The organism is Micromonospora humidisoli (genome assembly GCF_016900955.1).
Classification (GTDB): Bacteria; Actinomycetota; Actinomycetes; order Mycobacteriales; family Micromonosporaceae; genus Micromonospora; species Micromonospora wenchangensis.
The window spans coordinates 122,399-145,484 of sequence record NZ_JAFEUO010000010.1; the positions used below are offsets into that span (position 1 = coordinate 122,399).

General features: G+C 72.3%; 16 protein-coding genes. 8 read left to right on the forward strand and 8 right to left on the reverse strand.

Translation table 11 applies throughout. From position 1 onward, the window contains the following. Positions 1–23: 23 nt before the first annotated feature. The 3 genes from JQN84_RS28930 to JQN84_RS28940 all read right to left on the reverse strand — a co-directional run bounded on the left by JQN84_RS28930 (position 24) and on the right by JQN84_RS28940 (position 3,815). Positions 24–1,571 (reverse strand): cellulase family glycosylhydrolase, encoded by a 1,548-nt coding sequence (locus tag JQN84_RS28930; protein ID WP_204961753.1) that lies wholly within the window; start codon positions 1,569–1,571, stop codon positions 24–26. Positions 1,572–1,698: 127 nt separating this feature from the next. Next, positions 1,699–2,541, reverse strand: a complete 843-nt coding sequence (locus JQN84_RS28935; protein ID WP_204961754.1) for a LacI family DNA-binding transcriptional regulator — start codon at positions 2,539–2,541, stop codon at positions 1,699–1,701. Positions 2,542–2,558: 17 nt separating this feature from the next. After that, the gene (locus JQN84_RS28940; RefSeq protein WP_204961755.1) at positions 2,559–3,815 is read right to left on the reverse strand and encodes an ROK family protein; all 1,257 of its coding nucleotides are present in this window, start codon (positions 3,813–3,815) and stop codon (positions 2,559–2,561) included. Positions 3,816–4,033: 218 nt separating this feature from the next. On the opposite strand from JQN84_RS28940, the gene JQN84_RS28945 reads away from it, so the two are divergent. The 7 genes from JQN84_RS28945 to JQN84_RS28975 all read left to right on the forward strand — a co-directional run bounded on the left by JQN84_RS28945 (position 4,034) and on the right by JQN84_RS28975 (position 17,710). Further along, on the forward strand, positions 4,034–5,035 hold the full coding sequence (locus JQN84_RS28945; protein WP_204961756.1) for a LacI family DNA-binding transcriptional regulator: 1,002 nt from the start codon (positions 4,034–4,036) through the stop codon (positions 5,033–5,035). A gap of 308 nt (positions 5,036–5,343) precedes the next feature. Then, the gene (locus JQN84_RS28950; protein WP_204961757.1) at positions 5,344–6,720 is read left to right on the forward strand and encodes an ABC transporter substrate-binding protein; all 1,377 of its coding nucleotides are present in this window, start codon (positions 5,344–5,346) and stop codon (positions 6,718–6,720) included. 66 nt (positions 6,721–6,786) lie between these two features. Further along, positions 6,787–7,746: a carbohydrate ABC transporter permease gene (locus JQN84_RS28955; RefSeq protein WP_204961758.1), complete on the forward strand. Its 960-nt coding sequence runs from the start codon at positions 6,787–6,789 to the stop codon at positions 7,744–7,746. A 3-nt stretch (positions 7,747–7,749) separates the two neighbouring features. Further along, positions 7,750–8,637 (forward strand): carbohydrate ABC transporter permease, encoded by an 888-nt coding sequence (locus JQN84_RS28960; protein ID WP_204961759.1) that lies wholly within the window; start codon positions 7,750–7,752, stop codon positions 8,635–8,637. Between the two features lie 70 nt (positions 8,638–8,707). Next, positions 8,708–10,333, forward strand: coding sequence for a glycoside hydrolase family 13 protein (locus tag JQN84_RS28965; RefSeq protein ID WP_204961787.1), 1,626 nt, complete (start codon positions 8,708–8,710; stop codon positions 10,331–10,333). 115 nt (positions 10,334–10,448) lie between these two features. Then, on the forward strand, positions 10,449–13,325 hold the full coding sequence (locus tag JQN84_RS28970; protein ID WP_204961760.1) for a galactose-binding domain-containing protein: 2,877 nt from the start codon (positions 10,449–10,451) through the stop codon (positions 13,323–13,325). Between the two features lie 98 nt (positions 13,326–13,423). Next, positions 13,424–17,710 (forward strand): discoidin domain-containing protein, encoded by a 4,287-nt coding sequence (locus JQN84_RS28975; RefSeq protein WP_204961761.1) that lies wholly within the window; start codon positions 13,424–13,426, stop codon positions 17,708–17,710. An 89-nt stretch (positions 17,711–17,799) separates the two neighbouring features. Here JQN84_RS28975 and JQN84_RS28980 read toward each other — a convergent pair whose 3' ends face one another. Genes JQN84_RS28980 through JQN84_RS28990 form a run of 3 tightly spaced genes read right to left on the reverse strand, consistent with a single transcriptional unit; the run spans position 17,800 to position 19,983 of the window. Next, the gene (locus tag JQN84_RS28980) at positions 17,800–18,600 is read right to left on the reverse strand and encodes a hypothetical protein (protein ID WP_239486382.1); all 801 of its coding nucleotides are present in this window, start codon (positions 18,598–18,600) and stop codon (positions 17,800–17,802) included. A 25-nt stretch (positions 18,601–18,625) separates the two neighbouring features. After that, entirely contained in the window at positions 18,626–19,651 is a 1,026-nt protein-coding gene (locus JQN84_RS28985) for a zinc-dependent alcohol dehydrogenase (protein ID WP_204961762.1), read from the reverse strand. After that, positions 19,648–19,983, reverse strand: coding sequence for an L-rhamnose mutarotase (locus tag JQN84_RS28990; protein ID WP_204961763.1), 336 nt, complete (start codon positions 19,981–19,983; stop codon positions 19,648–19,650). Before JQN84_RS28990 ends, JQN84_RS28985 begins: the two co-directional genes overlap by 4 nt. 172 nt (positions 19,984–20,155) lie before the next feature. Between JQN84_RS28990 and JQN84_RS28995 the strand changes: the two genes are divergently transcribed. Next, positions 20,156–20,851, forward strand: coding sequence for a FadR/GntR family transcriptional regulator (locus JQN84_RS28995; protein ID WP_204961764.1), 696 nt, complete (start codon positions 20,156–20,158; stop codon positions 20,849–20,851). 11 nt (positions 20,852–20,862) lie between these two features. On the opposite strand, the gene JQN84_RS29000 is transcribed toward JQN84_RS28995, so the two are convergent. Beyond that, complete coding sequence (locus JQN84_RS29000; protein ID WP_204961765.1) at positions 20,863–21,744, reverse strand: amidohydrolase family protein; 882 nt, start codon at positions 21,742–21,744, stop codon at positions 20,863–20,865. After that, the gene (locus JQN84_RS29005) at positions 21,741–23,066 is read right to left on the reverse strand and encodes an enolase C-terminal domain-like protein (RefSeq protein ID WP_204961766.1); all 1,326 of its coding nucleotides are present in this window, start codon (positions 23,064–23,066) and stop codon (positions 21,741–21,743) included. The genes JQN84_RS29000 and JQN84_RS29005 overlap by 4 nt, the downstream gene beginning before the upstream one ends. Positions 23,067–23,086 lie beyond the last annotated feature (20 nt).

A 23,086-nucleotide genomic window follows, 5' to 3' on the forward strand; every position in this document is an offset into this window, starting at 1 on the left:
GTCGGAACCGGTCGGATGGTCGGTTACGGGGTGACGGAGAGCAGGTGGGCCCGGTAGCCCTCGCCGTAGCTCTTGGTCGGGGTGCCGTTGTAGTCCTCGATGAGCACGTTGCCGCCGCTGCAACCCCACGGGTTCCAGGTCCACGCGGTGTAGCCCAGCCGCTTGCCGTCCAGCCAGGTCATCAACCGGTCGATGTAGTCGTGGGCGCAGGTGTCCTGGCCGATCTCCCCGGCGTGCACCGGCACCTGCGCGGCCACCGGCGCGATCTGGGTGTCCCAGCAACTCTCGGTGACGCAGGCGTTGAAGTTGTACGAGTGCCAGGAGGCGACGATGTTGTTGCGCGGGTCGGTCGGTTTGTAGGTCAGCCACTGGGTCAGGTCGTTGGTCCAGGTCAGACCGGGAACCAGCAGCACGTTGGTGGCCCCGGTGGCGCGGACGGCGTCGACCAGGCTCTGCATGCCGGCCACCTGGTACTCGATGCCGGTGCAGGTGCCGCCGTCCCGCAGGCAGCGCCACGCGGCCGTCATGTCCGACCAGTTGTTGGCGGCGTCCGGGTACGGCTCGTTGAACAGGTCGAACAGCACCGCGTCGTTGCCCTTGAACGCGGTGGCCACCCCGGTCCAGAACTGCGGCGTGTACTGCCGGCTCGGCATCGGCTTCTGGCAGGTGGCGTTGACGTCGGTGCAGGCCGAGATGTTGCCGGTGTACTGGCCGTGGGTCCAGTGCAGGTCGAGGATCGGGTTGATCCCGTTGGCGACGAGCAGGTTCACGTACGCCTTGACCGCCTGCTGGTAGGTGGCCCCGCTGGGCGACCCGGACAGGCCGAGCCAGCAGTCCTCGTTGAGCGGGATGCGTACCGCGCGGATGTTCCAGGCCTTCATCGCGTCGACGGAGGCCTGGTCGACCGGGCCGCTGTCCCACATGCCCTTGCCCTGGACGCAGGCGAACTCGCCGCTGGCCCGGTTGACGCCGAGCAGGCGGTAGGTCGCCCCGGCCGCGGTGACCAGCCGGTTGCCCGACACCCGCAGGCTCGGCGCGGCCCCGCCCGGCGGCGGGGTGGTGGTCGGCGGGGGAGTGGTGGGTGGCGGCGTGGTGGGCGGTGGGGTGGTCGGCGGTGGCGTGGTCGTGGGTGGGGGCGTGGGTGTCGTCGGGCTGACCACGCCGGTGCAGGTCGTCCCGTTGAGCGCGAACGAGGTGGGTACGGGGTTGGTCCCGCTCCACGCGCCGTTGAAGCCGATCGTGGTGGACGCGCCGGTGTTCAGCGCGCTGTTCCAGCTCATGCTGGTCGCCGACACCCGGGCACCGGACTGCGACCAGGTGGCGCTCCAGCCCTGGGTGACCCGCTGGTCGGTGTCCGGGAAGTCGAACGTCAACGTCCAGCCGGTCAGCGCCGAGCCGAGGTTGGTGATGGCGACGTTGCCGCTGAACCCGCCGTTCCACTGGCTCTGCACGGTGTAGGTGACGGCACAGCCCGCGGCGGCGGCCGAGGCCGGCAGGGTGGCCGCGGTCAGGCTGGCGGCCACCAGCGTGCCGGCGGCTGTCGCCGCCAGCAGGGCATGACGACGTGTCATGAAGCTCTCCTAGGCATAGAGGGGAGCGTCGATGGGAGCGCGCCTGCGAGCTTTCTTTATTCGCCTTATTAAGTCAAGCGTATCGATGCCGTTTCGACGGACCGCCAGGTGGAACCGCATTCCCGCCCTACCGGGGCGGGCCGGTCGTGCCCCGGGCGACCACCGTCTCGGTCGCGCACCAGCGCTGCGGCACCGACTCGCCGGTGACCAGCCGCAGCACCGACTCGCCGACCGACTCGCCGAACGAGTGCACGTCGAGGCTCATCGTGGTCAGCGCCGGCGAGGCCAGCCGGCACAGGCTGGAGTCGTCCCAGGCGATCAGGCTGACGTCCCGGGGGACCCGGTACCCCAACTCGGTCACCGCGTGCAGGCCCGCCACCGCCATCAGGTCGTTGTCGTAGATGACCGCGGTGGGGGGTGTGGGCCCGTCCAGCAGCCCGGTGGTCAGCCGCGCCCCCGACTCCGCCGAGTAGTCGCCCGCCACGACGACCGCGTCGACCCCCGACTCCGCCGCCGCCGCCAGCATCGCGGCCGTGCGGGTCCGGGTGTGCAGCAGCGCGTCGGGGCCGCTGATCCGTGCCACCCGCCGGTGCCCCAACGTCACCAGGTGCGCCAGGGCGGCCCGCATCGACCCGGCGTCGTCGCGGCGTACCGCCGGGTTGTCCCCGGTGGGCTCACCCGCCACCACCACGGGCAGCCGCAGTTCCCGCAGCACCGCCGGCCGGGCGTCGTCGACCGACGGGTTCACCAGCACGACCGCGTCGACCAGCCGCTGCCGCGCCCACCGGCGGTACGCGGCGATCTCGGCGTCGTGGTGCGCGACGACGTGCAGCAGCACCGACCGGCCGTGCGCGGCGAGCCGCTCCTCGATGCCCGCGATGAACTCCATGAAGAACGGTTCGGTGCCGAGCAGGCGGGGCGGCCGGGCCAGCACCAGCCCCACCGCGCTCGTGCGCCACGTGTCGTCCATCGCCTACCCCCGGATCCTCAGCCTGCCGATTCGGTGAGCCGGACCCGGTGACCGGCCACCTGCTCGGGTGGGCGTGGCCCGTGGCCCGGCGGGACCAGCTCCGATTCGAGGACCAGGGCCGCCGCGCCGATCGCCGAGGCCGTCGCGGCGGAACGGGAGAGCCGGACGTCGACGGTGTGCGTGCCCCGGGCGAAGCAGGCGCGCAGTTCCTGCCTGACGATCGGCAGGTACACCGACCCGGCGGTGGCCAGGCTCGGCCCGGTCAGCACCAGCACCTCCAGGTCCATCAGGTTCGCCAGCGTCCGGGCGGCCACCCCGACGTGCCGGGCCGACCGCTCCAGCAACGCCAACGCGTGCGGCTCGCCCCGACGGGCGGCCCGGCTGATCGCGGCGAAGTCGGCGACCACCGAGGGCCGGCGGACACCGGGCGTGAGCCCCACCGCCCGCGCCGTCGTCGGCTCCGACCGGGCGGCGGCGACCACCGCGGCCGGCCCGGCCACCGCCTCCACACAGCCCCGCGCCCCGCACCAGCACCGGGGCCCGTCGGCGGACACGCACACGTGCCCCAACTCGCCGACGTTGCCGCTCGGCCCCCGGTAGGTGCTGCCGTCGATGACCAGCCCGGCACCGATGCCGGTGCCCATGTAGAGGGCGGCGGCCGAGGTCGCCGTGCCGAACCCGCCGGTCCAGTGTTCGCCCAGCGCCGCCGCGGTCGCGTCGTTGTCCAGCGCCACCGGCAGGGTCGTCAGCCGCTCCAGCGCCGCGCCCAGCGGGAACCCGTTCCACTGTTGCATGGCCGGGGCGAGCCCCACGTCCGGCGGGCCGCCCATGCCCCGGGTGGCGTTGACCGGCCCGGGGAACACCAGGCCGACGCCGAGGATGCGGTCCCGTTCCACCCCGACCCCGTCGATCAGCGCGGCGATCTCGGTGGCGATCCGGGCGACCACCACCGCCGGCTCCTGCGCCCCGGCCCCCGGGCGGGAGATCCGGGCCACCACCGTGCCACCCAGGTTGGTCAGGGCGTACGTGATGACGCCGTGGTCCAGGTGCACGCCGACGGCGTACCGGGAGGCGTGGTTGAGCTGAAGCAGGACCCGACGTTTGCCGCCCGTCGACTTCGCGTGGCCGGTCTCGACCACCAGGTCCTCGTTGATCAGCTTGCGGACCAGGGTGGAGATGGTCGGCGCGGTGAAACCGGTGGCCCGGATCAGCCCGACCCGGCTGATCGTGCCGGCCGCGCGGATCGCGTCGAGAACGACCGACCTGCTGCTCACCTGGGGTTTGCTCGCTGCTGGTCCGCTCACTGCTTCTCTGCCAGGGGCTGTTAGGTCGGCGGACCAGAGTATACAAGTATCCCGATGGCACAGGATCGTGGCCGAGGCGCGGGTCGCCGGCTCGCTGACTCGCTCCGACGCCGTGACGGTCCGGGTCGGACCGATTCTCGCCGTCTTGCTGTTCAGTTTTTGCAAGAATCCGACGTAGTATTGCCGTCGTGACGAAGCGTCTGACGGAGGTGGCCCGCAAGGCGGGGGTCAGCGAGGCGACCGTGAGCCGGGTGCTCAACGGTCGCGGGGGAGTGTCCGAGGCGACCCGGGCGGCGGTGCTGACCGCCCTCGACGTGCTCGGCTACGAACGCCCGACGAAACTGCGCGGCGAGCGGGCCCGGCTGGTCGGCCTGGTGCTGCCGGAGTTGCAGAACCCGATCTTCCCGGCGCTGGCCGAGGTGGTCACCGGCTCCCTCGCCCAACGGGGGTTCACCCCGGCGCTGTGCGCCCGCACCATCGGCGGCGTGCCGGAATCCGGCTACGTGGAGATGCTGCTCGACCACCAGGTCAGCGGGGTCATCTTCGCGGGCGGCTCGTACGCGCTGGCCGATGCCTCACACGAGCACTACCGGCGGTTGACCGACCGGGGCCTGCCGGTGGTGCTGGTCAACGCGGGCGTCGAGGAGCTGGGCTTCCCCCGGGTGTCCACCGACGACGCGGTCGCCGTCGAGCAGGCGTACGGGCATCTGCGCTCGCTCGGTCACCAGGCGATCGGTATGGTGCTCGGTCCGGCCGACCACATCCCGTCGCGGCGCAAGCTGGACGCGATGGTCCGTACCGCCGGCTGGGACACCGACCGCCACCTGGTGGAGCGGTCCAGCTTCTCGATGGAGGGTGCCCGGGTCGCGGCGACCAGGCTGATCGAGCGGGGCGTGACCGGCGTGATCTGCGCCAGCGACGTACTGGCGCTGGGCACCGTCCGGGCCGCCCGCCGGCTCGGTCGCGCGGTGCCGGCCGACGTGTCGGTGGTGGGCTTCGACGACTCGGCGTTCATGACCTGCACCGATCCGCCGCTGACCACGGTGCGCCAACCCATCGAGACGATGGGGCAGGCCGCCGTCGACCTGCTGGTCACCCAGATCGAGGGGGCCGGTGTGCTGCACGACGAGCTGCTCTTCGAACCCGAGCTGGTGGTACGCGGCTCCACCGCCCCCGTCCCCCGCGACTGACCCGCCACGACCGAACCGCGACGCCCCCCACGGCCGTCGACCGCACCCGCGGTCGACGGCCGTGCTGCTGCCCGGGGTTGGCCTCGTTGCGATCAACCACTATCAAGTCGAATTCTTTCGTGATGCGGTCGAAACCTTGCTGTAAAGAGTCCGCGTCGCTACATTGACTCCACTCAACCCGACCCCCGGGCACCGAGTCCGGGGCAGGGCGCGGGCGGCTGCCACCCCACCACCCCCGTCACCGGCCGCCGCCCGGTCACCGCAGATCAGTGCAGGTCATGGATAACCGTTCCCGAAGGGATGGACAGATGTCCGTACCGCAGTACCGGAAGGTCGCGGCCCTGACGCTCGCGGCCGGCCTCGGGCTCAGCCTGGCGGCGTGCTCCACCAAGAGCGACGACAGCAGCGACGCCGGCGGCAAGGTCACCATCACGGTCGACTGCCAGCCGGTCGGCGCGCAGAAGGAACTGCTGAAGAACTGGAACGACGACGTCGCCGCGTTCCAGCAGCAGAACCCGGACATCGTCGTCAAGAGCGTCAGCGTCGGCGAGCAGTGCAACAACCCGCCGGACTTCACCGCCCGCCTCGCCGGCGGCACCGTCACCGACGTCTTCTACGGCTACATGACCGACCTGGCGCAGGTGCTGGACTCCGGCCAGGCGATGGACATCACCGACTACGCCACCAGGGACACCATCCCCACCTGGGACAGCGTCGACCCGGCGCTCAAGGAGGTCTTCACCGACGGCGGCAAGCTCTACGGCGTACCGGTGAAGAACTACTCGATGGGCCTGATCTACAACAAGGCGCTCTTCCAACGCGCCGGCCTCGACCCGGCCACCCCGCCGAAGACGTGGCCCGAGGTGCGTGCCGCGGCCAAGAAGATCTCCGCGCTCGGTGGCGGCGTCGCCGGCTACTCCGAGTACAGCGCCGGCAACACCGGTGGCTGGCACTTCACGTCGCTGCTCTACTCGCAGGGCGGCCAGGTGCTCAGCGCCGACGGCAAGAAGGCCGACGTCAACACCCCGGCGGGCAAGCAGGTCCTACAGAACCTCAGGGACATGCGCTACGGCGACGACAGCATGGGCAGCCGCCAGCTCCTGCAGTGGGGCGACCTGCTGACCAACGCCGGCGCCGGCAAGGTCGGCATGTTCATCGGCGCGCCCGACGCCACCCAGGCGATCGTCACGCAGTTCCAGGGCAGGTACCAGGACTGGGCGATGGGCCCGCTGCCCGGCCAGGACGGGAAGGCGTTGGCGACGCTCGGCGGCGGCGAGGGCTACTTCTTCAAGAAGGGCCTGTCGCCCGAGCAGGTCAAGGCCGGTCTGAAGTGGATCGCCTTCCAGAAGCTCACCCCGGGCAAGGGCCAGTTCGACTACGTCCGGGCCAAGCCGCAGAACTACCCGGTCGGCCTGCCCCAGCCGCTGCTGTTCGCCGCCGGCAGCGACGCGCAGAAGCAGGAACTGGACCTGCGCAAGGCCAACGCCAACGTGGACACCGCCAACTTCGCGGCCTTCGAGGCCAACCCGGTGCCGATCAAGGGCGAGCCGCGCAACGCCCAGGCCATCTACGCGGTGCTCGACGCCGCGATGTCCGGGGTGCTGACTAACCCGAACGCGAACATCGACGCCCTGCTCAGCACGGCCGAGAGCAAGATCAACCAACTGTTGGCCGCCGACAGCTGACCCGCCCGCGTGGGGGCCGGCCACCCGGCCCCCACGCCACCGGACCCACTACCGCAGGGAGTTGCCTTGGCGCTCACCACCGCCCCGGGAGCCACCCGCCGCCCCGGCCGCCGCACACCGTCGCCGCAGCCCACCGCCGCGCGCCGGGCCGGCCGCGGCCGGCGGGTACGGGACAACCTGACCGGGCACACGTTCCTCGTCGGCGCGCTCGTCTGCTTCGCCGTCTTCTCCTGGTACCCGATGGTGCGTGGCGTGGTGATGAGCTTCCAGCGCACCCGGCGCGGCGAGACCACCTGGGTCGGCTGGGACAACTACGCCCGGATCATCGCCGATCCGAGCTTCTGGACGGCCTGGAAGAACACCTTCGTCTTCACCGGCCTGGCCCTGGTGCTCGGCTACGCCGTCCCGTTCCTCGTGGCGATCCTGCTCAACGAGCTGCGCCACGCCACCGGCTACCTGCGGGTGCTGGTCTACCTGCCGGTGATGCTGCCCCCGGCGTCCGCGCTGTTCCTGTTCAAGTTCTACGCCTACGACCCGAGCGGGGCGGGACTGTTCAACGCGGTCCTCACCGCGCTCGGCCTGCCCACCTCCGAGTGGATGCAGTCGCCCACGATGACCATGCCGGCCATGGTGCTCGCGTCGACCTGGATGAACATGGGCGGCGCGGTGCTGATCTACCTGGCCGCGTTGCAGAACGTCCCCGGCGAGCTGTACGAGGCCGCCGAACTCGACGGCGCCGGACTGTGGCGGCGCATCGTCCACGTGACCGTCCCGCAGACCCGGCTGATCCTCGCCCTGCTGGCCATGCTCCAGATCGTCGCCACCATGCAGCTGTTCATCGAGCCGCTGATCCTCGCCAACGGCGCCGGCACCCAGGACTCGGCGACCTCGGTGGCGTACCTGATCTACCAGCACGGCTTCTTCCAGAACGACCTCAACGGCGCTGCCGCGCTCGGCGTGATCATGCTGGTGGTGCTGGCCGGGTTCTCCGCCATCTACCTGCGACTGACCGCGAGACAGGACTAGGACATGGCCGCCGCCCCCACCACCCGGACCCTCATCGCCCCGGCACAACTGCGACGCGGACGCGGCCGGGTCCTCTACTGGACCGTGCTGACCGTCGTCGTGGTCGTGTTCACGCTGGTCTTCCTCGGCCCGCTCTACTGGATGGTCACCGGCGCGCTCAAGAGCGGCCAGGAGATCGCCCAGACCCCGCCGTCGCTGTTCCCCCGCGACCCGCAACCGGGCAACTACGTCGACGCCTGGACCAGCCTGGATCTGGCCAAGCTGCTGTTCAACACCTTCTACTACGCCACCGGCGCGGTGCTGTTCCAACTCGTGTTCGACACCGCCGCCGCGTACGCGCTGTCGAAGCTGCGCCCGGTGCTGGGCGGGCTGATCCTCGCCATGATGCTGGCGACGCTGATGATCCCGGCGATGGTGCTCATCGTCCCGCAGTACGTGACCGTGATCGACCTTCCGGTCGTGCACCTCAACCTGCTCGACTCCCCGTTCGCGATCTGGCTGCCGCTGGTCGCCAACGCGTTCAACATCTTCCTGCTCAAACGGTTCTTCGACTCCATCCCGGACGACCTGATGGCCGCCGCCGTGGTCGACGGCGCGTCACCGCTGCGTACCCTCTGGTCGATCGTCCTGCCGATGTCCCGCCCGATCCTCGGCGTGGTGGCGATCTTCGCGGTGACGGCGGTCTGGAAGGACTTCCTCTGGCCCAAGCTGGTCATGCCGTCACCGGAGACCCGCACGGTCAGCGTCGGCATCTACGCCTTCGCCGGCGGCACCCCGATGAACGTGGTGATCGCCGCCTCGGTCATCGCCGCCATCCCCACCGTCGTGCTGTTCCTGATCTTCCAACGGAACATCATGTCCGGCCTGACCACCGGCGGCCTCAAAGGCTGACCGGGCATCCCGCCCGCCGCCCGCAGCCGCCGCAGCAGAACCGACCCGCAGAAAGCAGGTGACCGTGCCCATGCTCGACAGCAGCCCGTGGTGGCGCTCCGCGGTGATCTACCAGGTCTATCCGCGCAGCTTCGCCGACGGCGACGGCGACGGGATCGGCGACGTCGCCGGCATCCGCTCCCGCCTGGACCACCTCGCCGCCCTCGGCGTCGACGCGATCTGGTTCAGCCCCTGGTATCCGTCACCGATGGCCGACGCCGGCTACGACGTCGCCGACCACCGCGACATCGACCCGGTCTTCGGCACCCTCGCCGAGGTCGAGGCGCTGATCACCGAGGCGCACGCGCTCGGCGTCCGGACCATCGTCGACGTGGTGCCCAACCACTGCTCGGAGGCGCACCCCTGGTTCCGGGCCGCGCTCACCGGCGGCCCGGACGCCCCCGAACGGGAGCTGTTCTGGTTCCGTCCCGGCCGAGGACCCGACGGCGACCTGCCACCCACCGACTGGACGGGCGAGTTCGGCGGCCCCACCTGGACCCGCACCACCGACCCGGACGGCACCCCCGGCGACTGGTACCTGCACCTGTTCGCCCCGCAGCAACCCGACTTCAACTGGGACCACCCACAGGTCCGCGCCGAGTTCGAGGACATCCTGCGCTTCTGGTTCGACCGGGGCGTGGACGGCATCCGGATCGACTCCGCCGGCCTGCTGGTCAAGGACGGCACGCTGCCGGAGGTCCACCCGGACCGGCCGCACCCGTTCCACGACCGGGACGGCGTGCACGACATCTACCGCGCCTGGCGGCGCATCGCCGACTCCTACCCGGGCGGGCGGGCGCTGGTCGGCGAGGTATGGCTGCCCGACCGGCAGCGGTTCGCCAACTACCTGCGCCCGGACGAACTGCACACCGCGTTCAACTTCGACTTCCTCGGCTGCGCCTGGGACGCCGCCGCGCTGCGGGAGAGCATCGACGGTACCCTCGGCGCGCACGCCCCGGTCGACGCCCCGGCCACCTGGGTGCTGTCCAACCACGACGTCACCCGGCACGTCACCCGCTACGGCCGGGCCGACACCCGGTTCAGCTTCGCCGCCAAGCGTGAGGGCATCCCCACCGACCTGGAACTCGGCACCCGCCGGGCCCGGGCCGCCGCGCTGCTCAGCCTCGCCCTGCCCGGTGCCGCCTACGTCTACCAGGGCGAGGAGCTGGGACTGTGGGAGGTCGAGGACATCCCGCACGCGCTGCGGCAGGACCCGATGTGGGAACGCTCCGGGCGGGTCGACCCGGGTCGCGACGGCTGCCGGGTGCCGCTGCCCTGGCAGGGCGACGCCCCGCCGTTCGGGTTCAGCCCCGACGGGGCCGCCGCCGTGCCCTGGCTGCCGCAGCCGACCGACTGGAAGGACCGCACCGTCCGCGCCCAGACCGGCGACCCGCACTCGATGCTGGAGCTGTACCGGGCCGCGCTGGCGCTGCGCCGGGTCGAATCCGCCCTCGGCGACGGCACGTTGACCTGGCTGCCCGCGTCGCCACGGGTGCTCGCGTTCGCCCGGGAACCCGGGTTCGCCTGCCTGGTCAACCTCGGTGCCGAGGCGGTGGCGCTGCCCGCGTACGACCGGGTGCTGCTGGCCAGCGGGCCGTTGCACGACGACCGGCTGCCCCCGGACACCGCGGTCTGGCTGCGGACCCGGCCGACCTGAACCGCACCACCCGGCGGCCCGTCCCGGCCGCCGGAACACCTGGGGAGGAAGGGAAGGAGACAGCAGCACCGCCGCACGGGGGACCTGGCCACCGACGAAAGGGAGCACACCCCGCATGGCCGAGCACCCGCACCACCGACGCCCCACCGGGCTCGCGGCGCTGGCCGCCGCCGTACTCGCCGCCTCGACACTGACCGTCGTGGCGTTGACCTCCACCGCCACCCCGGCGCACGCCGCCGGCCTGTCCCCGTTCGACATCGCCGGCCGGGGCGCGACCGTGCCGTTCCGGGAGCAGGAGGCGGAACAGGCCGCCCACACCGGCACCCGGATCGGCCCCGACCGGCGCTACGGCACGCTGCCGTCCGAGGCGTCCGGCCGGGAGGCGGTCACCCTCGACGCCGTCGGCGAGTACGTCGAGTTCACCCTCACCGCCCCGGCGAACGCGGTCACCTTCCGCTACAGCCTGCCCGACAACGCCGCCGGCACCGGCCGGGACGCCAGCATCGACCTGCGCGCCAACGGCACCCTGGTCAAGGCCGTCCCGGTCACCTCCCGGTACGGCTGGTACTACGGCGGCTACCCGTTCAACAACAACCCGGGCGACACCAACCCGCACCACTTCTACGACGAGACCCGGACGATGTTCGGCACCACCTACCCGGCCGGCACGACGATCCGCCTCCAGGTCTCCTCGACCGCGCAGTCGCCCACCTTCACCATCGACCTGGCCGACTTCGAGCTGGTCGGGTCGCCGATCGCCAAGCCCTCGGGCGTGCTGGACGTGGTGGCCGACTTCGGCGCGGACCCGACCGGCGGCACCGACTCCACGGCGAAGTTCCAGGCCGCGGTGGACGCCGGCAGGGCGCAGGGGAAAGCGGTGTGGATACCGGCCGGCACGTTCACCCTCTGGGACCACGTGGTGGTCGACGGCGTCACGCTGCGCGGGGCCGGGCCGTGGTACTCGGTGCTCGGCGGCCGGCACCCCACCGACCGCAAGCGCGCCGCCGGCATCTACGGAAAGTACGTGCCCGGCGGCGGCTACTCCGGGGAGATCCGTTCGCACGAGGCCGGCGGACCCAGCCGCAACGTCACGCTGCGGGACTTCGCCATCATCGGCGACATCCGGGAGCGGGTCGACGAGGACCAGGTCAACGCCATCGGCGGCGCGATGACGAACTCGGTGGTGGACAACCTGTGGTTGCAGCACACCAAGGTCGGCGCGTGGATGGACGGCCCGATGGACAACTTCACCATCCGCAACAGCCGCATCCTCGACCAGACCGCCGACGGGGTGAACTTCCACTGGGGTGTCACCAACTCCACCGTGACCAACACGTTCGTCCGCAACACCGGCGACGACGCGTTGGCCATGTGGGCGCAGAGCGTGCCGAACGTCGGCAACTCGTTCACCCACAACACCATCGGCGTCACCGTCCTGGCCAACCACCTGGTCACCTACGGCGGGCGGGACATCACCATCGCCGACAACGTGACCGCCGACTCGGTCACCAACGGCGGCGGCATCCACGTGGCGAACCGCTACCCCGGGGTCACCGGTCCGACGGCGGTGGCCGGCACCATCACGGTGGCCCGTAACACGCTGATCCGCAACGGCAACTCCGACTACAACTGGAACTTCGGGGTGGGCGCGATCTGGTTCTCCGCGCTCAACGAGCCGATCCAGGGCGCGGCCGTCACCGTCACCGACACCGACATCCTGGACAGCTCCTACGCGGCGCTGCACTGGATCGAGGGGCAGACCAGCGGCATCGCGTTCAACAACGTCCGGATCGACGGCGCGGGCACGTACGCGCTCCAGGTGCAGGCCCCCAGCCAGGTCAGCTTCACAGGCGTGCGGGCCACCAACATCGCCCAGGCCAACCCGATGCACAACTGCGTCGGCAGCGGCTTCCAGATCACCCAGGGCACCGGCAACTCCGGCTGGTACACGTCCACCCCGTACTGCGGGCCGTGGCCACAGCCGCAGTGGGGCAACGGCCCGTCCAGTCCGCCGCCGACCACCGCGCCTCCGACCACCGCGCCCCCGACCACGGCCCCGCCGACCACCCCACCCCCGACGACCCCGCCGGCCGGCGGGAACCTGGCCCTGGGCCGACCGGCGACCGCCACCAGCGTCAACCAGTCCTACGCGGCCGGCAACGCGGTCGACGGCAACGCGGGCAGCTACTGGGAGAGCGCCAACAACGCGTTCCCGCAGTCGCTGACCGTCGACCTCGGGGCGTCGCGCACCGTCGACCGGGTGGTGCTCAAGCTCCCCGCCGGCTGGGAACGCCGCACCGAGACGCTCTCCGTGCTCGGTTCCACCGACGGCTCCTCGTTCAGCACGCTCGCCTCGTCGGCGGGTCGGGTGTTCGACCCGGGCTCCGGCAACAGCGTCGCGATCGCGGTGCCGTCCGGCACCCGCCGGTACGTCCGGGTCACCGTCACCGGCAACACCGGCTGGCCGGCGGCCCAGCTCGCCGAACTGGAGGTGTACGGCGACGGCAGCACCACGCCGCCGCCGACCACGACCCCGCCCTCCACCACTCCGCCCCCCACCACCGCGCCGCCGACGGGCAACCTGGCCGCCGGCCGCCCGGTCGCCGAGACCAGCCACGCCGACGTGTACGGCGCGGGCAACACCGTCGACGGCAACCCGAACACCTACTGGGAGAGCGCCAACAACGCCTTCCCCCAGTCGGTGACCGTCGACCTGGGCAGCGCCCGACCGGTCGGCCGGGTGGTACTCAAGCTGCCGCCGTCGACGGCCTGGCAGACCCGTACCCAGACGGTGGCGGTGCTCGGCTCCACCGACGGCGCGTCGTTCACCACCCTCAAGTCGGCGGCCGGCTACCCGTTCGACCCGGCGGCCGGCAACAGCGTGTCGATCACGCTGCCCGCCGGTGACCGCCGTTTCGTGCGGTTGACGTTCACCGGCAACACCGGCTGGCCGGCCGGTCAGCTCTCCGAGTTCGAGGTCTACGCCTCCTGACCCGACGCGGCGGGGACCCGCCCGGGTCCCCGCCGCACCACACCCCCCACCCCGTCAACGCCTCTCCACCTCCCCCGGGAAGAAGGTGTCCGTCCACCATGTCCAGACTCCGTACCAGAATCGTCGCGGTGTTCGCCGCGGTCGGCCTGGCCGTCACCGCAGCGCCCGCTCCACCCGCCCTGGCCGCCGGCGGCCCGAACCTCGCCGCCGGCCGCACCGCCACCGCCAGCAGCGTCAACGGGCCCTACGTCGCCGCCAACCTCACCGACGGCAACCAGGGCAGCTACTGGGAGAGCAGCGGCGCGCTGCCCCAGTGGGCCCAGGTCGACCTCGGCACCGGCCGCGCCGTCGACCAGGTGGTGCTCAAGCTCCCCGCTGCCTGGGAGGCCCGCACCCAGACGCTGTCCGTGCAGGCCAGCGCCGACGGCAGCGGCTTCACCACGGTCGTCGCGTCCGCCGCCCGCTCGTTCGGCCCGGCCGCCGGCAACACGGTGACGCTCGGCTTCAGCGCCACCAACGCCCGCTACCTGCGCGTCGTCGTCACCGCGAACACCGGCTGGGCCGCCGCCCAACTCGCCGAGCTGGAGGTCTACGGCACCGCCAACTCCTCGACCAACCTGGCGCTCGGCAAGACGATGACCGAGAGCGGCCACTCCGACGTGTACGCCGCCGGCAACGCCAACGACGGCAACGCGGGCACCTACTGGGAGAGCCCGAACACCGCGTTCCCGCAGTGGATCCAGGCCGACCTGGGTGCCACCACCAGCGTCAACCGGCTGGTGCTGCGGCTGCCCACCGGCTGGGGCGCGCGCACCCAGACGCTGACCGTGCAGGGCAGCACCACCGGCTCCACGTTCGGCACGCTCGTCGCGTCCGCGTCGTACGCGTTCGACCCGGCCGGCGGCAACACGGTCACCGTCACCGTGCCCACCGCGTCCACCCGCTACCTGCGGCTGCTGTTCACCGCGAACAGCGCCTGGCCCGCCGGACAGCTCGCCGAGCTGGAGATCTACGGCGCGGCGACCGGCGACACCCAGGCGCCCAGCGCGCCCGGCAACCTGGCGTTCACCGAGCCGGCCACCGACCACGTCCGGTTGACCTGGACCGCGTCCACCGACAACGTCGGCGTCACCGGCTACGACATCTACGCGGGCGGCGTGCTGCGCACCAGCGTCGGCGGCACCACGCTCACCTACACCGACACCCAGCCCGCCGGCAGCACCGTGTCGTACTACGTGCGGGCCCGCGACGCCGCCGGCAACGTGTCCGCGAACAGCAACACGGTCACCCGCACCGGCAACACCGGCGACACCACCGCGCCGACCGCGCCCGGCAACCTCGCCTACACCCAGCCGGCGAGCGGCCAGATCCGGTTGACCTGGACCGCGTCCACCGACAACGTCGGCGTCACCGGCTACGAGGTGTGGGCCAACGGCACGCTGCGCACCACCGTCGGCGGCTCCACGCTGACCTACACCGACGGCCAGCCGGACAGCGCCACCGTCTCCTACCAGGTGCGGGCCCGCGACGCCGCCGGCAACGTGTCCGCCAACAGCAACACGGTCACCCGCACCGGCAGCACCACCGGTGGCACCAACCTGGCCGTCGGCAAGCCGGCCACCGCGTCGTCGGTGGTGCACGTGTTCAACGCCGCCAACGCGGTCGACAACGACGTCACCACCTACTGGGAGGGCGCGCCGGGCGCGTACCCGGGCACGCTGACCGTGGCGCTGGGCGCGAACGCCAGCATCAGCGCGGTCGTGGTGAAGCTCAACCCGGACCCGGCGTGGGGTGCGCGCACCCAGACGTTCCAGGTGCTCGGGCGGGAGCAGTCCGCCTCCGGGTTCACCAGCCTGGTCGGCTCCGCGACGTACTCGTTCAACCCGAACACCGGCAACACCGTGACCGTCCCCGTCTCGGCGACCGCCGCGGACGTCCGGTTGCAGTTCACCGCGAACTCCGGCTCGTCCAACGGCCAGGTCGCGGAATTCCAGGTCATCGGCGTGCCGGCGGCCAACCCGGACCTCACCGTCACCGCCCTGACCGCCTCGCCCACCGCGCCGGTCGAGACCGACGCGATCACCCTGTCCGCCACCGTGCGCAACGCCGGCACCGCCGCGTCCGCCGCTACGAACGTCACCCTCTACCTGGGTACGACGAAGGTCGGCACCGCCGCCGTCGGCGCGCTCGCGGCCGGCGCGTCCACCACCGTCTCGGCGAGCATCGGCGCACGCGACGCCGGCAGCTACCCGCTCACCGCCAAGGTCGACGAGGCGAACACGGTGATCGAGCAGAACGAGGCGAACAACTCCTACACCAACCCGACCGCGTTGACGGTCAGCCCGGTGGCCAGCTCCGACCTGGTGGCCTCGGCCGTGACGTGGTCGCCGGGCACGCCGGCCGCCGGCGCCACGGTCAGCTTCGCGGTGACGCTGCGCAACCAGGGCACGATCGCGTCGGCGAGCGGCGCGCACGGCATCACGCTCACCGTGCTCAACGACGCAGGCTCCGTGGTCCGCACGCTGACCGGCGCGTACTCCGGCACGATCGCCGCCGGGGCCACCGCCGGCCCGGTGTCGCTCGGCACCTGGACCGCCGCCAACGGCCGCCACACCGTGCGGGTGGTGCTCGCCGACGACGCCAACGAGTTGCCGGTGAAGCGGCAGAACAACTCCAGCGACCGGCCGCTGTTCGTCGGCCGGGGCGCGAACCTGGGCTACGACGCGTACGAGGCCGAGGACGGCTCGGTCGGCGGCGGCGCGCAGGTGATCGGCCCGAACCGCACCATCGGTGACCTGGCCGGCGAGGCGTCCGGCCGGCGGGCGGTCACCCTCAACACCACCGGCGCGTACGTCGAGTGGACCACCAGGTCGGCCGCGAACGCCCTGGTCACCCGCTTCTCCATCCCGGACGCGCCGGGCGGCGGCGGGATCGACGCGACGCTCAACGTCTACGTCAACGGGGTGCTGCACAAGCCGGTCAGCCTCACCTCGAAGCACATCTGGCTCTACGGCGCGGAGGCCGCCCCCAGCGACTCGCCAGGCGCGGGCGCGCCCCGGCACCTCTACGACGAGGCGAACGTCCTGCTCGACTCCACCGTCGCGGCGGGCAGCCGGATCCGGCTCCAGAAGGACCCGGCGAACGCCACCACGTACGCGATCGACTTCGTCAACACCGAGCTGGTGTCGCCGCGCGCCAACCCGGACCCGACCCGCTACCAGGTGCCGACCGGCTTCAGCCACGCCGACGTGCAGAACGCGCTGGACGCGGTGCGGATGGACACCACCGGCACCCTGGTCGGCGTCTACCTGCCCGCCGGCACCTACGAGACCGCGCAGAAGCTCCAGGTGTACGGCAAGGCGGTGAAGGTCGTCGGCGCGGGCATGTGGTACACCCGCTTCCAGACGCCGACGAACCAGCAGAACACCGACGCCGGGTTCCGGGTCGAGTCCTCGGCCAGCGGGTCGACCTTCGCCCACCTGGCGTTCTTCGGCAACTACACCAACCGGATCGACGGTCCCGGCAAGGTGTGGGGCGAGCTGAAGGACGTCGACGACCTGACGCTGGACAGCGTCTGGGTGGAGCACACCGTCTGCGCGTACTGGGGGGTGAGCGTGGACGGGCTGACCATCCGGGACAGCCGGTTCCGCAACACCTTCGCCGACGGGGTGAACATGACCAACGGCAGCACCGACGCACTGGTCACCAACACGGAGGGCCGGTCCAACGGCGACGACGCGTTCGCCCTGTTCTCGGCCACCGACGCCGGTGCCTCCGGCGGCAACCACGGCAACGTGTTCGAGAACCTGACCGCCACGCTGACCTGGCGGGCCGCCGGCATCGCCGTGTACGGCGGTTACGACAACACCTTCCGCAACCTCTATATCGCCGACCAGTTGACGTACTCGGGCATCACCATCAGTTCGCTGGACTTCGGCTACCCGTTCGTCGGGTTCGGGGCGAGCCCACCCACCCGGTTCGAGAACGTCTCGCTGATCCGCTCCGGCGGGCACTTCTGGGGCGGTCAGACGTTCCCGGCGATGTGGTTGTTCTCCGCGTCCAAGGAGTTCCGGGGCATCCGGGTCAGCGCCGTGGACATCGTCGACCCGACGTACTCGGGGATCATGTTCCAGACCAAGTACACCGGCGGCCAGCCGGAGAACCCGATCACCGACACGGTGCTCACCGACGTGTCGATCTCCGGGGCGCGGCGCAGTGGTGACGCGTTCGACGCGAAGTCCGGCTTCGGCATCTGGGTCAACGAGATGCCCGAGGCGGGGCAGGGCCCGGCGGTGGGCTCGGCGACGTTCACCAACCTGCGGCTGAGCGACAACCACCAGGACGTCCGCAACACGACGAGCACCTTCACCATCGTCCGTAACTGAACCGGCGATCAGCCGGCGGCGGGTCGACCGGGCCGGGTGGCCTCCTCGGAGGTCCGCCCGGCCCGGGCGGTCCTCCGCGCCGCAGTGGCTCAGTCGCCGGCGGCCGGCCCCGTCCCGCGCCACCCGACCACCGTCGCGTCGTCGGTGGCCACCCCGTGCCGGGCCTCGGCCTCCCGGACCCGCCTGATGATCCCGTCCGGCCCGTCGGTGTCCAGCAGGCGCAGCAGGCCCGCCCAGTCGGTGCGCCCGAAGGTGTCCACGAGCCGGCTCGCCCCGTTGCTCAGCAGCGCCGCCACCGTCACCCCGCCCGCCGGGCAGTCGCCGGTGACCGCCTCCTCGACCACCAGCGGGTCGTCCTTGGCCACCCAGAAGCCGCCCGGGGCGTTGCGGTGCCCCCGCAGCTCGGCCAGCAACCGCCGGTGCTCCCCGCTGCCCTCGGCGACGCCGACCAGCCGCCGCTCGAAGGACCTGGCGATCACCACCTCGCGGGGGTCGTGGGCGACCAGCGGCCCGCCGGCCACCCGGCCGACGACCGCCACCGCGTCCCCGAGGACCAGGTGCTCGACCAGCCCGCCGGTGCACCGCAGCACCGCCACGGCCGCGTGCGGGCTGCTCGGGTGGGTGACGTCACAGGTGCCCCGGTGCGCGTCGGTGACCTGCTCGATCCCCTCGGCCAGCACCGCCCGCAGGCTCCCGCCCGTCCACAGGGCGCCCAGCAGCGCGCCACCGAGTCGCCTGGCGTACCAGGCCACGCCGTGCCGGCAGACCTCGCCGGCCCCGGGGACGCCGCCCGCGCCGTCGACCAGCACCAGGCCGGCCGGCACCGCCCCGGCGAAGTCCTCGTTGTCCCGCCCGGGGTGTCCCGCGTCGGTCGCCAGCACCACCCGCATCCGCCGATCATCACACGGCCGGGATTCACCACGTGACCCCGCAGTCGACGAGGATCTTCACCTCGCCGCCGGCGGCGAGCGCCCGGAACGCCTCGGCCACCTCGGGCAACGGCACGACCCGGGTGATCAGCCGCCCGGCGGGCACCAGCCCGGCGTGCACCAACCGGACGGCCTCGGTGTAGTCCTCCCGTTCGTACACCCGCACCCCGATCAGCTCCAGCTCCCGCCAGAAGACGCGGTGCAGGTCCACCTCCCGGGGGGTGGGGTGGATCGCCACCACGACCAGCCGGCCGCGTGCGGCGAGCAGGTCGGTCGCGGTGCGGACCCCGGCGGCGGACCCGGACACCTCGAACGCCACGGCCGCCCCGGCCCCGCCGGTCGTCTCGTGCACGTGCCGGGCGACGTCGACCGTCGCCGGGTCGACGGTACGCAGCCCGAGTTCGGTGGCCAGGGCCCGGCGACGCGGGTCGAGTTCGAGCACCGTCACCTCGGCCCCGGCGGCCCGGGCGACCGTCCCGATGAGCAGGCCGACCGGCCCGGCGCCGACGACCACCGCGTGCTCCCCGGCGGTCAACCGGGAGCGGCGTACGTCGTGCACGGCGACGGCGGTCGGCTCGATCAGTGCGGCGTGGGTCAGCGGCAAATCCGCCGGCAGCGGCACCACGATGCGTGCGGGCACCGTCCACGAGCGCTGCATCGCGCCGGGGGAGTCGATGCCGACGAAGGTGAGCCGGTGGCAGATGTGGCTGTTGCCGGCCCGGCAGGCGGGGCAGTCGCCGCACCAGTCCAGCGGCATCACGGTCACCGGGTCGCCCACCCGGTGCCCCGCCACCCCCGGGCCCACCTCGGCGATACGTCCGGACATCTCGTGCCCGATCACCGCCGGCACCCGGACCCGCTGGTCCATCGCGCCGTGCGCCACGTGCAGGTCGGTGCCGCAGATCCCGGTGTACGCGACGTCGATACGCACCTCGCCGGGCCCGGGCGGTACGACGGCGGTCCGCTCGACGACGAAGGTGTGGTCGCCGACGTAGTGCGCGCTGTGGTTCACGACTCCTCCTCGGACAGGTGCCAGACCTCCCGCATCGGTGCCCACCAGTGCCCCGAGCCGGGTTCGGCGACCGACTCCTGACACGGGTCGGTCAGCGTCCACCACTGCTGCGTCCGGGGGTCGGCGGCGATGCGCCGTTGGTCGGCGTCGTGGTCCTCGCCGACGTACTCGTAGTAGCCGAAGAGCAGGTCGCCGTGCAGAAAGATGCTGTAGTTGCGGATGTTCGCGGCGCGCAGCGTCCGTTCGACGTCGGGCCAGACGGCGGCGTGCAGCCGCAGATAGGTCTCGCGCTGCTCGGGTCGCAGCCGGATCACCCAGCCATAGCGCTGCACGTCACGCCCCTCCGGTGCGGGTGGTGGCCGCCGGTCGACGGCGGTGGGCGGCGGTGGGACGACCGCCGTCGGCGAAAACGTCGGATGTCTCTATATTGGTGGGGGTCGCCGCCGGCCGCCCCAGCCGCAGCGGCCGGGACGACGCGCGACCGGCCGGCCGGAGGGGGACGTGATGGCACTGACCGACGACGCGATCGCCAAGATCCGGAGCATGGTCCAGAGCGGCGAGCTGCCGCCGGGTGCCCGGCTGCCACCCGAGCCGCAACTCGCCGAGCAGATGGGCCTGTCGCGCAGCGGGGTCCGGGAGGCGGTGAAGGTCCTCGAATCGGCCCGGGTGCTCGACGTCCGCCGCGGCGACGGGACGTACGTCACCAGCCTCGCCCCCCGGCTGCTGCTGGAGGGGCTGGGGGTCGCGGTGGAGTTGCTGCGCGACGACACCCTGCTGGAGGTGATGGAGGTGCGCCGGCTGCTGGAACCGATGGCCACCGGGCTGGCGGCGCTGCGGATGACCGAGGCCCAGCTCGACGACCTCGGCGGCATTCTGGAGGAGATGCGGGCGGCGGCCGACGACGCCGAGAAGCTGATCCGGTTCGACACGGCGTTCCACCACACCGTCGTCGCCACCACCGGCAACGAGACCCTCACCTCGCTGCTGGACGGGTTGTCCAGCCGTACCCTGCGGGCCCGGGTGTGGCGCGGGCTGATCGAGGGCAACTCGGCGCACACCACCATCGAGGAGCACCACGCGATCTACCGCGCGCTGCGTTCGCGTGACCAACTGCTCGCCCAGGCGAGCGCGTTGATGCACGTCAACACGTCGGAGGCGTGGCTGCGTACGGTGCTGGCCGCCAACGCGGGGCCCGCCTGACCCGGCCGGCGTCACGCCGGCCCCGCCGGGTGGGTCGCGCCGACCCGGTCGGCCAGCCCGTAGGTGCGCACGGCGGTGCCGGCGAGGATCTCCCGGTGTTCCCGCTCCGACAGCGGCGGCAACGCGGCCGTCAACGCCCGCAGCACCCCGGCGTAGTCCGACCGGAGCAGGCAGACCGGCCAGTCCGAGCCGAACATCAGCCGCTGCGCGCCGAACTCGGCGACGGCCACCGCGACGAACGGCCGCAGGTCGTCAGGTGTCCACTCCGGGGCGGCCTCGGTGACCAGGCCGGACAGCTTCGCGGTGACGTTGGGGTTGGCGGCGAGCGCGGCCAGCGGGCCACGCCAGCTGCGTAGCCCCGCGTCGCCCGCCTCGATGCGGGGCTTGCCCAGGTGGTCCAGGACGAACCGCAACCCCGGCACCGCACGGGCCGCCCGCGCCGCCGCCGGGAGCTGGTCGGCGCGGATCACCAGGTCGAACGCGAGTCCGGCGTCGGCGAGCGCGGCGAGCCCGCGACGGACGTCAGGCCGGTCCAGGTAGTCCGGGTCCGGCTCGCCCTGCACCTGGGAGCGCACCCCGGCCAGGTACTCGCCGCCGCGTAGCCGGCGGTAGCGGGCCACGGTGGCGGGCACGTCGTCGGCGGCGACGTCGAGCCAGGCCACCACCGCCAGGATCGGCGCGGTGTCGGCGGCGTAGCCGAGGAACTCGGCGGCCTCGTCGCGATGGCAGCGCCCGCCCTCGACCAGCACGGTGCCGGTGACCCCGGCGGCGGCGAGCTCGGTGGTCAGGTCCGCCGGGGTGAACGGCCGCCGGATGGCCGCCAGTCCGGGCGCGTCCAGCCAGGTGTACCCGCGTTCGGGCCGCCACAGGTGGTGGTGCGCGTCGATGATCACGGCGTCACCGGGCCCGGGGTGGTGGCGGCGTCGGCCCACTGCGGGCCGTCCGGGAACCGGTACGCGGCCAGGGACTCCGGCCGGATCTGCCCGCTCATGCCCGGCGCGGTGGGGGCCAGGTAGCGTCCGCCGGTGACCCGGACCGGGTCGACGAAGTGGTCGTGCAGGTGGTCGACGTACTCGATGGCGCGGTCCTCGGTGCTGCCGCTGACCGCGACGAAGTCGAACATCGCCAGGTGCTGCACCAGTTCGCACAGCCCCACCCCACCGGCGTGCGGGCAGACCGGCACCCCGTACCGTGCGGCGAGCAGCAGGATCGCCAGGTTCTCGTTGACCCCGGCGACCCGGCAGGCGTCGATCTGCACCACGTCGACGGCGTCGGCCTGGAGCAGCTGTTTGAACACCACCGCGTTGTGCACGTGTTCGCCGGTGGCGACCCGGATCGGGCTGAGCGCCTTGCGGACGGCGGCGTGCCCGAGGACGTCGTCAGGCGACGTCGGCTCCTCGATCCAGTACGGGTCGAACGCGGCCAGCTCCCGCATCCACCCGATCGCCTCGGGCACCCCCCAGATCTGGTTGGCGTCGACCGCGAGGCGGACCTGCGGCCCGACGGCCTGCCGGGCGATGCCCATCCGGCGTACGTCGTCGGCCAGGTCGCCGCCGACCTTGAGTTTGATCAGCCGGTAGCCGTCGCGGACCGCCTCCGCGCAGAGCCGCGCCAGCTTCCCGTCGTCGTAGCCCAACCATCCCGGCGTGGTGGTGTACGCGGGGTAGCCCTCGGCGCGTAGCCGCCGTTCCCGTTCGGCCCGGCCGTCGGCGGCCCGCCGCAACAGGGTCAGCGCCTCGTCCTCGGTGAGGGCGTCGCGCAGGTAGCGGAAGTCGACCTGCGCGACTATCTGCTCCGGGCTGAGGTCGGCCAGCAGTTTCCACAGTGGCTTGCCGGCGCGGCGGGCGGCGAGGTCCCACACCGCGTTGACCAGGCCACCGGCGGCCATGTGCACGACCCCCTTGGCCGGACCGAGCCAGCGGATCTGGCTGTCCCCGACGAGCCGCCGGGCCAGCGCCCCGGGGTCGGCGGTCAACTCGTCGACCGGTTGGCCGATCACCATCGGGGCCAGCGACCGGACGGCGGCTACCTGGATCTCGGTGCCGCGTCCCACGGTGAAGACCAGCCCGTGTCCCTCGCCGCCCGCCGAGGTCCGCAGGACGACGTAGGCGGCCGAGTAGTCGGGGAACGGGTTCATCGCGTCCGACCCGTCGCGGTGCACGGAGGTGGGGAAGCGGACGTCGATGGTGTCCACCGCGGTGATGCGCTCAGTCAACGGAACTCCTGGTTGAGGGG

Bases quoted from the DNA above. Each gene is read 5' to 3' on its own strand.
- JQN84_RS28930 (WP_204961753.1), bottom strand. From the start codon at position 1,571: ATGACACGTCGTCATGCCCTGCTGGCGGCGACAGCCGCCGGCACGCTG.
- JQN84_RS28935 (WP_204961754.1), bottom strand. From the start codon at position 2,541: ATGGACGACACGTGGCGCACGAGCGCGGTGGGGCTGGTGCTGGCCCGG.
- JQN84_RS28950 (WP_204961757.1), top strand. From the start codon at position 5,344: ATGTCCGTACCGCAGTACCGGAAGGTCGCGGCCCTGACGCTCGCGGCC.
- JQN84_RS28960 (WP_204961759.1), top strand. From the start codon at position 7,750: ATGGCCGCCGCCCCCACCACCCGGACCCTCATCGCCCCGGCACAACTG.
- JQN84_RS28965 (WP_204961787.1), top strand. From the start codon at position 8,708: ATGCTCGACAGCAGCCCGTGGTGGCGCTCCGCGGTGATCTACCAGGTC.
- JQN84_RS28970 (WP_204961760.1), top strand. From the start codon at position 10,449: ATGGCCGAGCACCCGCACCACCGACGCCCCACCGGGCTCGCGGCGCTG.
- JQN84_RS28975 (WP_204961761.1), top strand. From the start codon at position 13,424: ATGTCCAGACTCCGTACCAGAATCGTCGCGGTGTTCGCCGCGGTCGGC.
- JQN84_RS28980 (WP_239486382.1), bottom strand. From the start codon at position 18,600: ATGCGGGTGGTGCTGGCGACCGACGCGGGACACCCCGGGCGGGACAAC.
- JQN84_RS28995 (WP_204961764.1), top strand. From the start codon at position 20,156: ATGGCACTGACCGACGACGCGATCGCCAAGATCCGGAGCATGGTCCAG.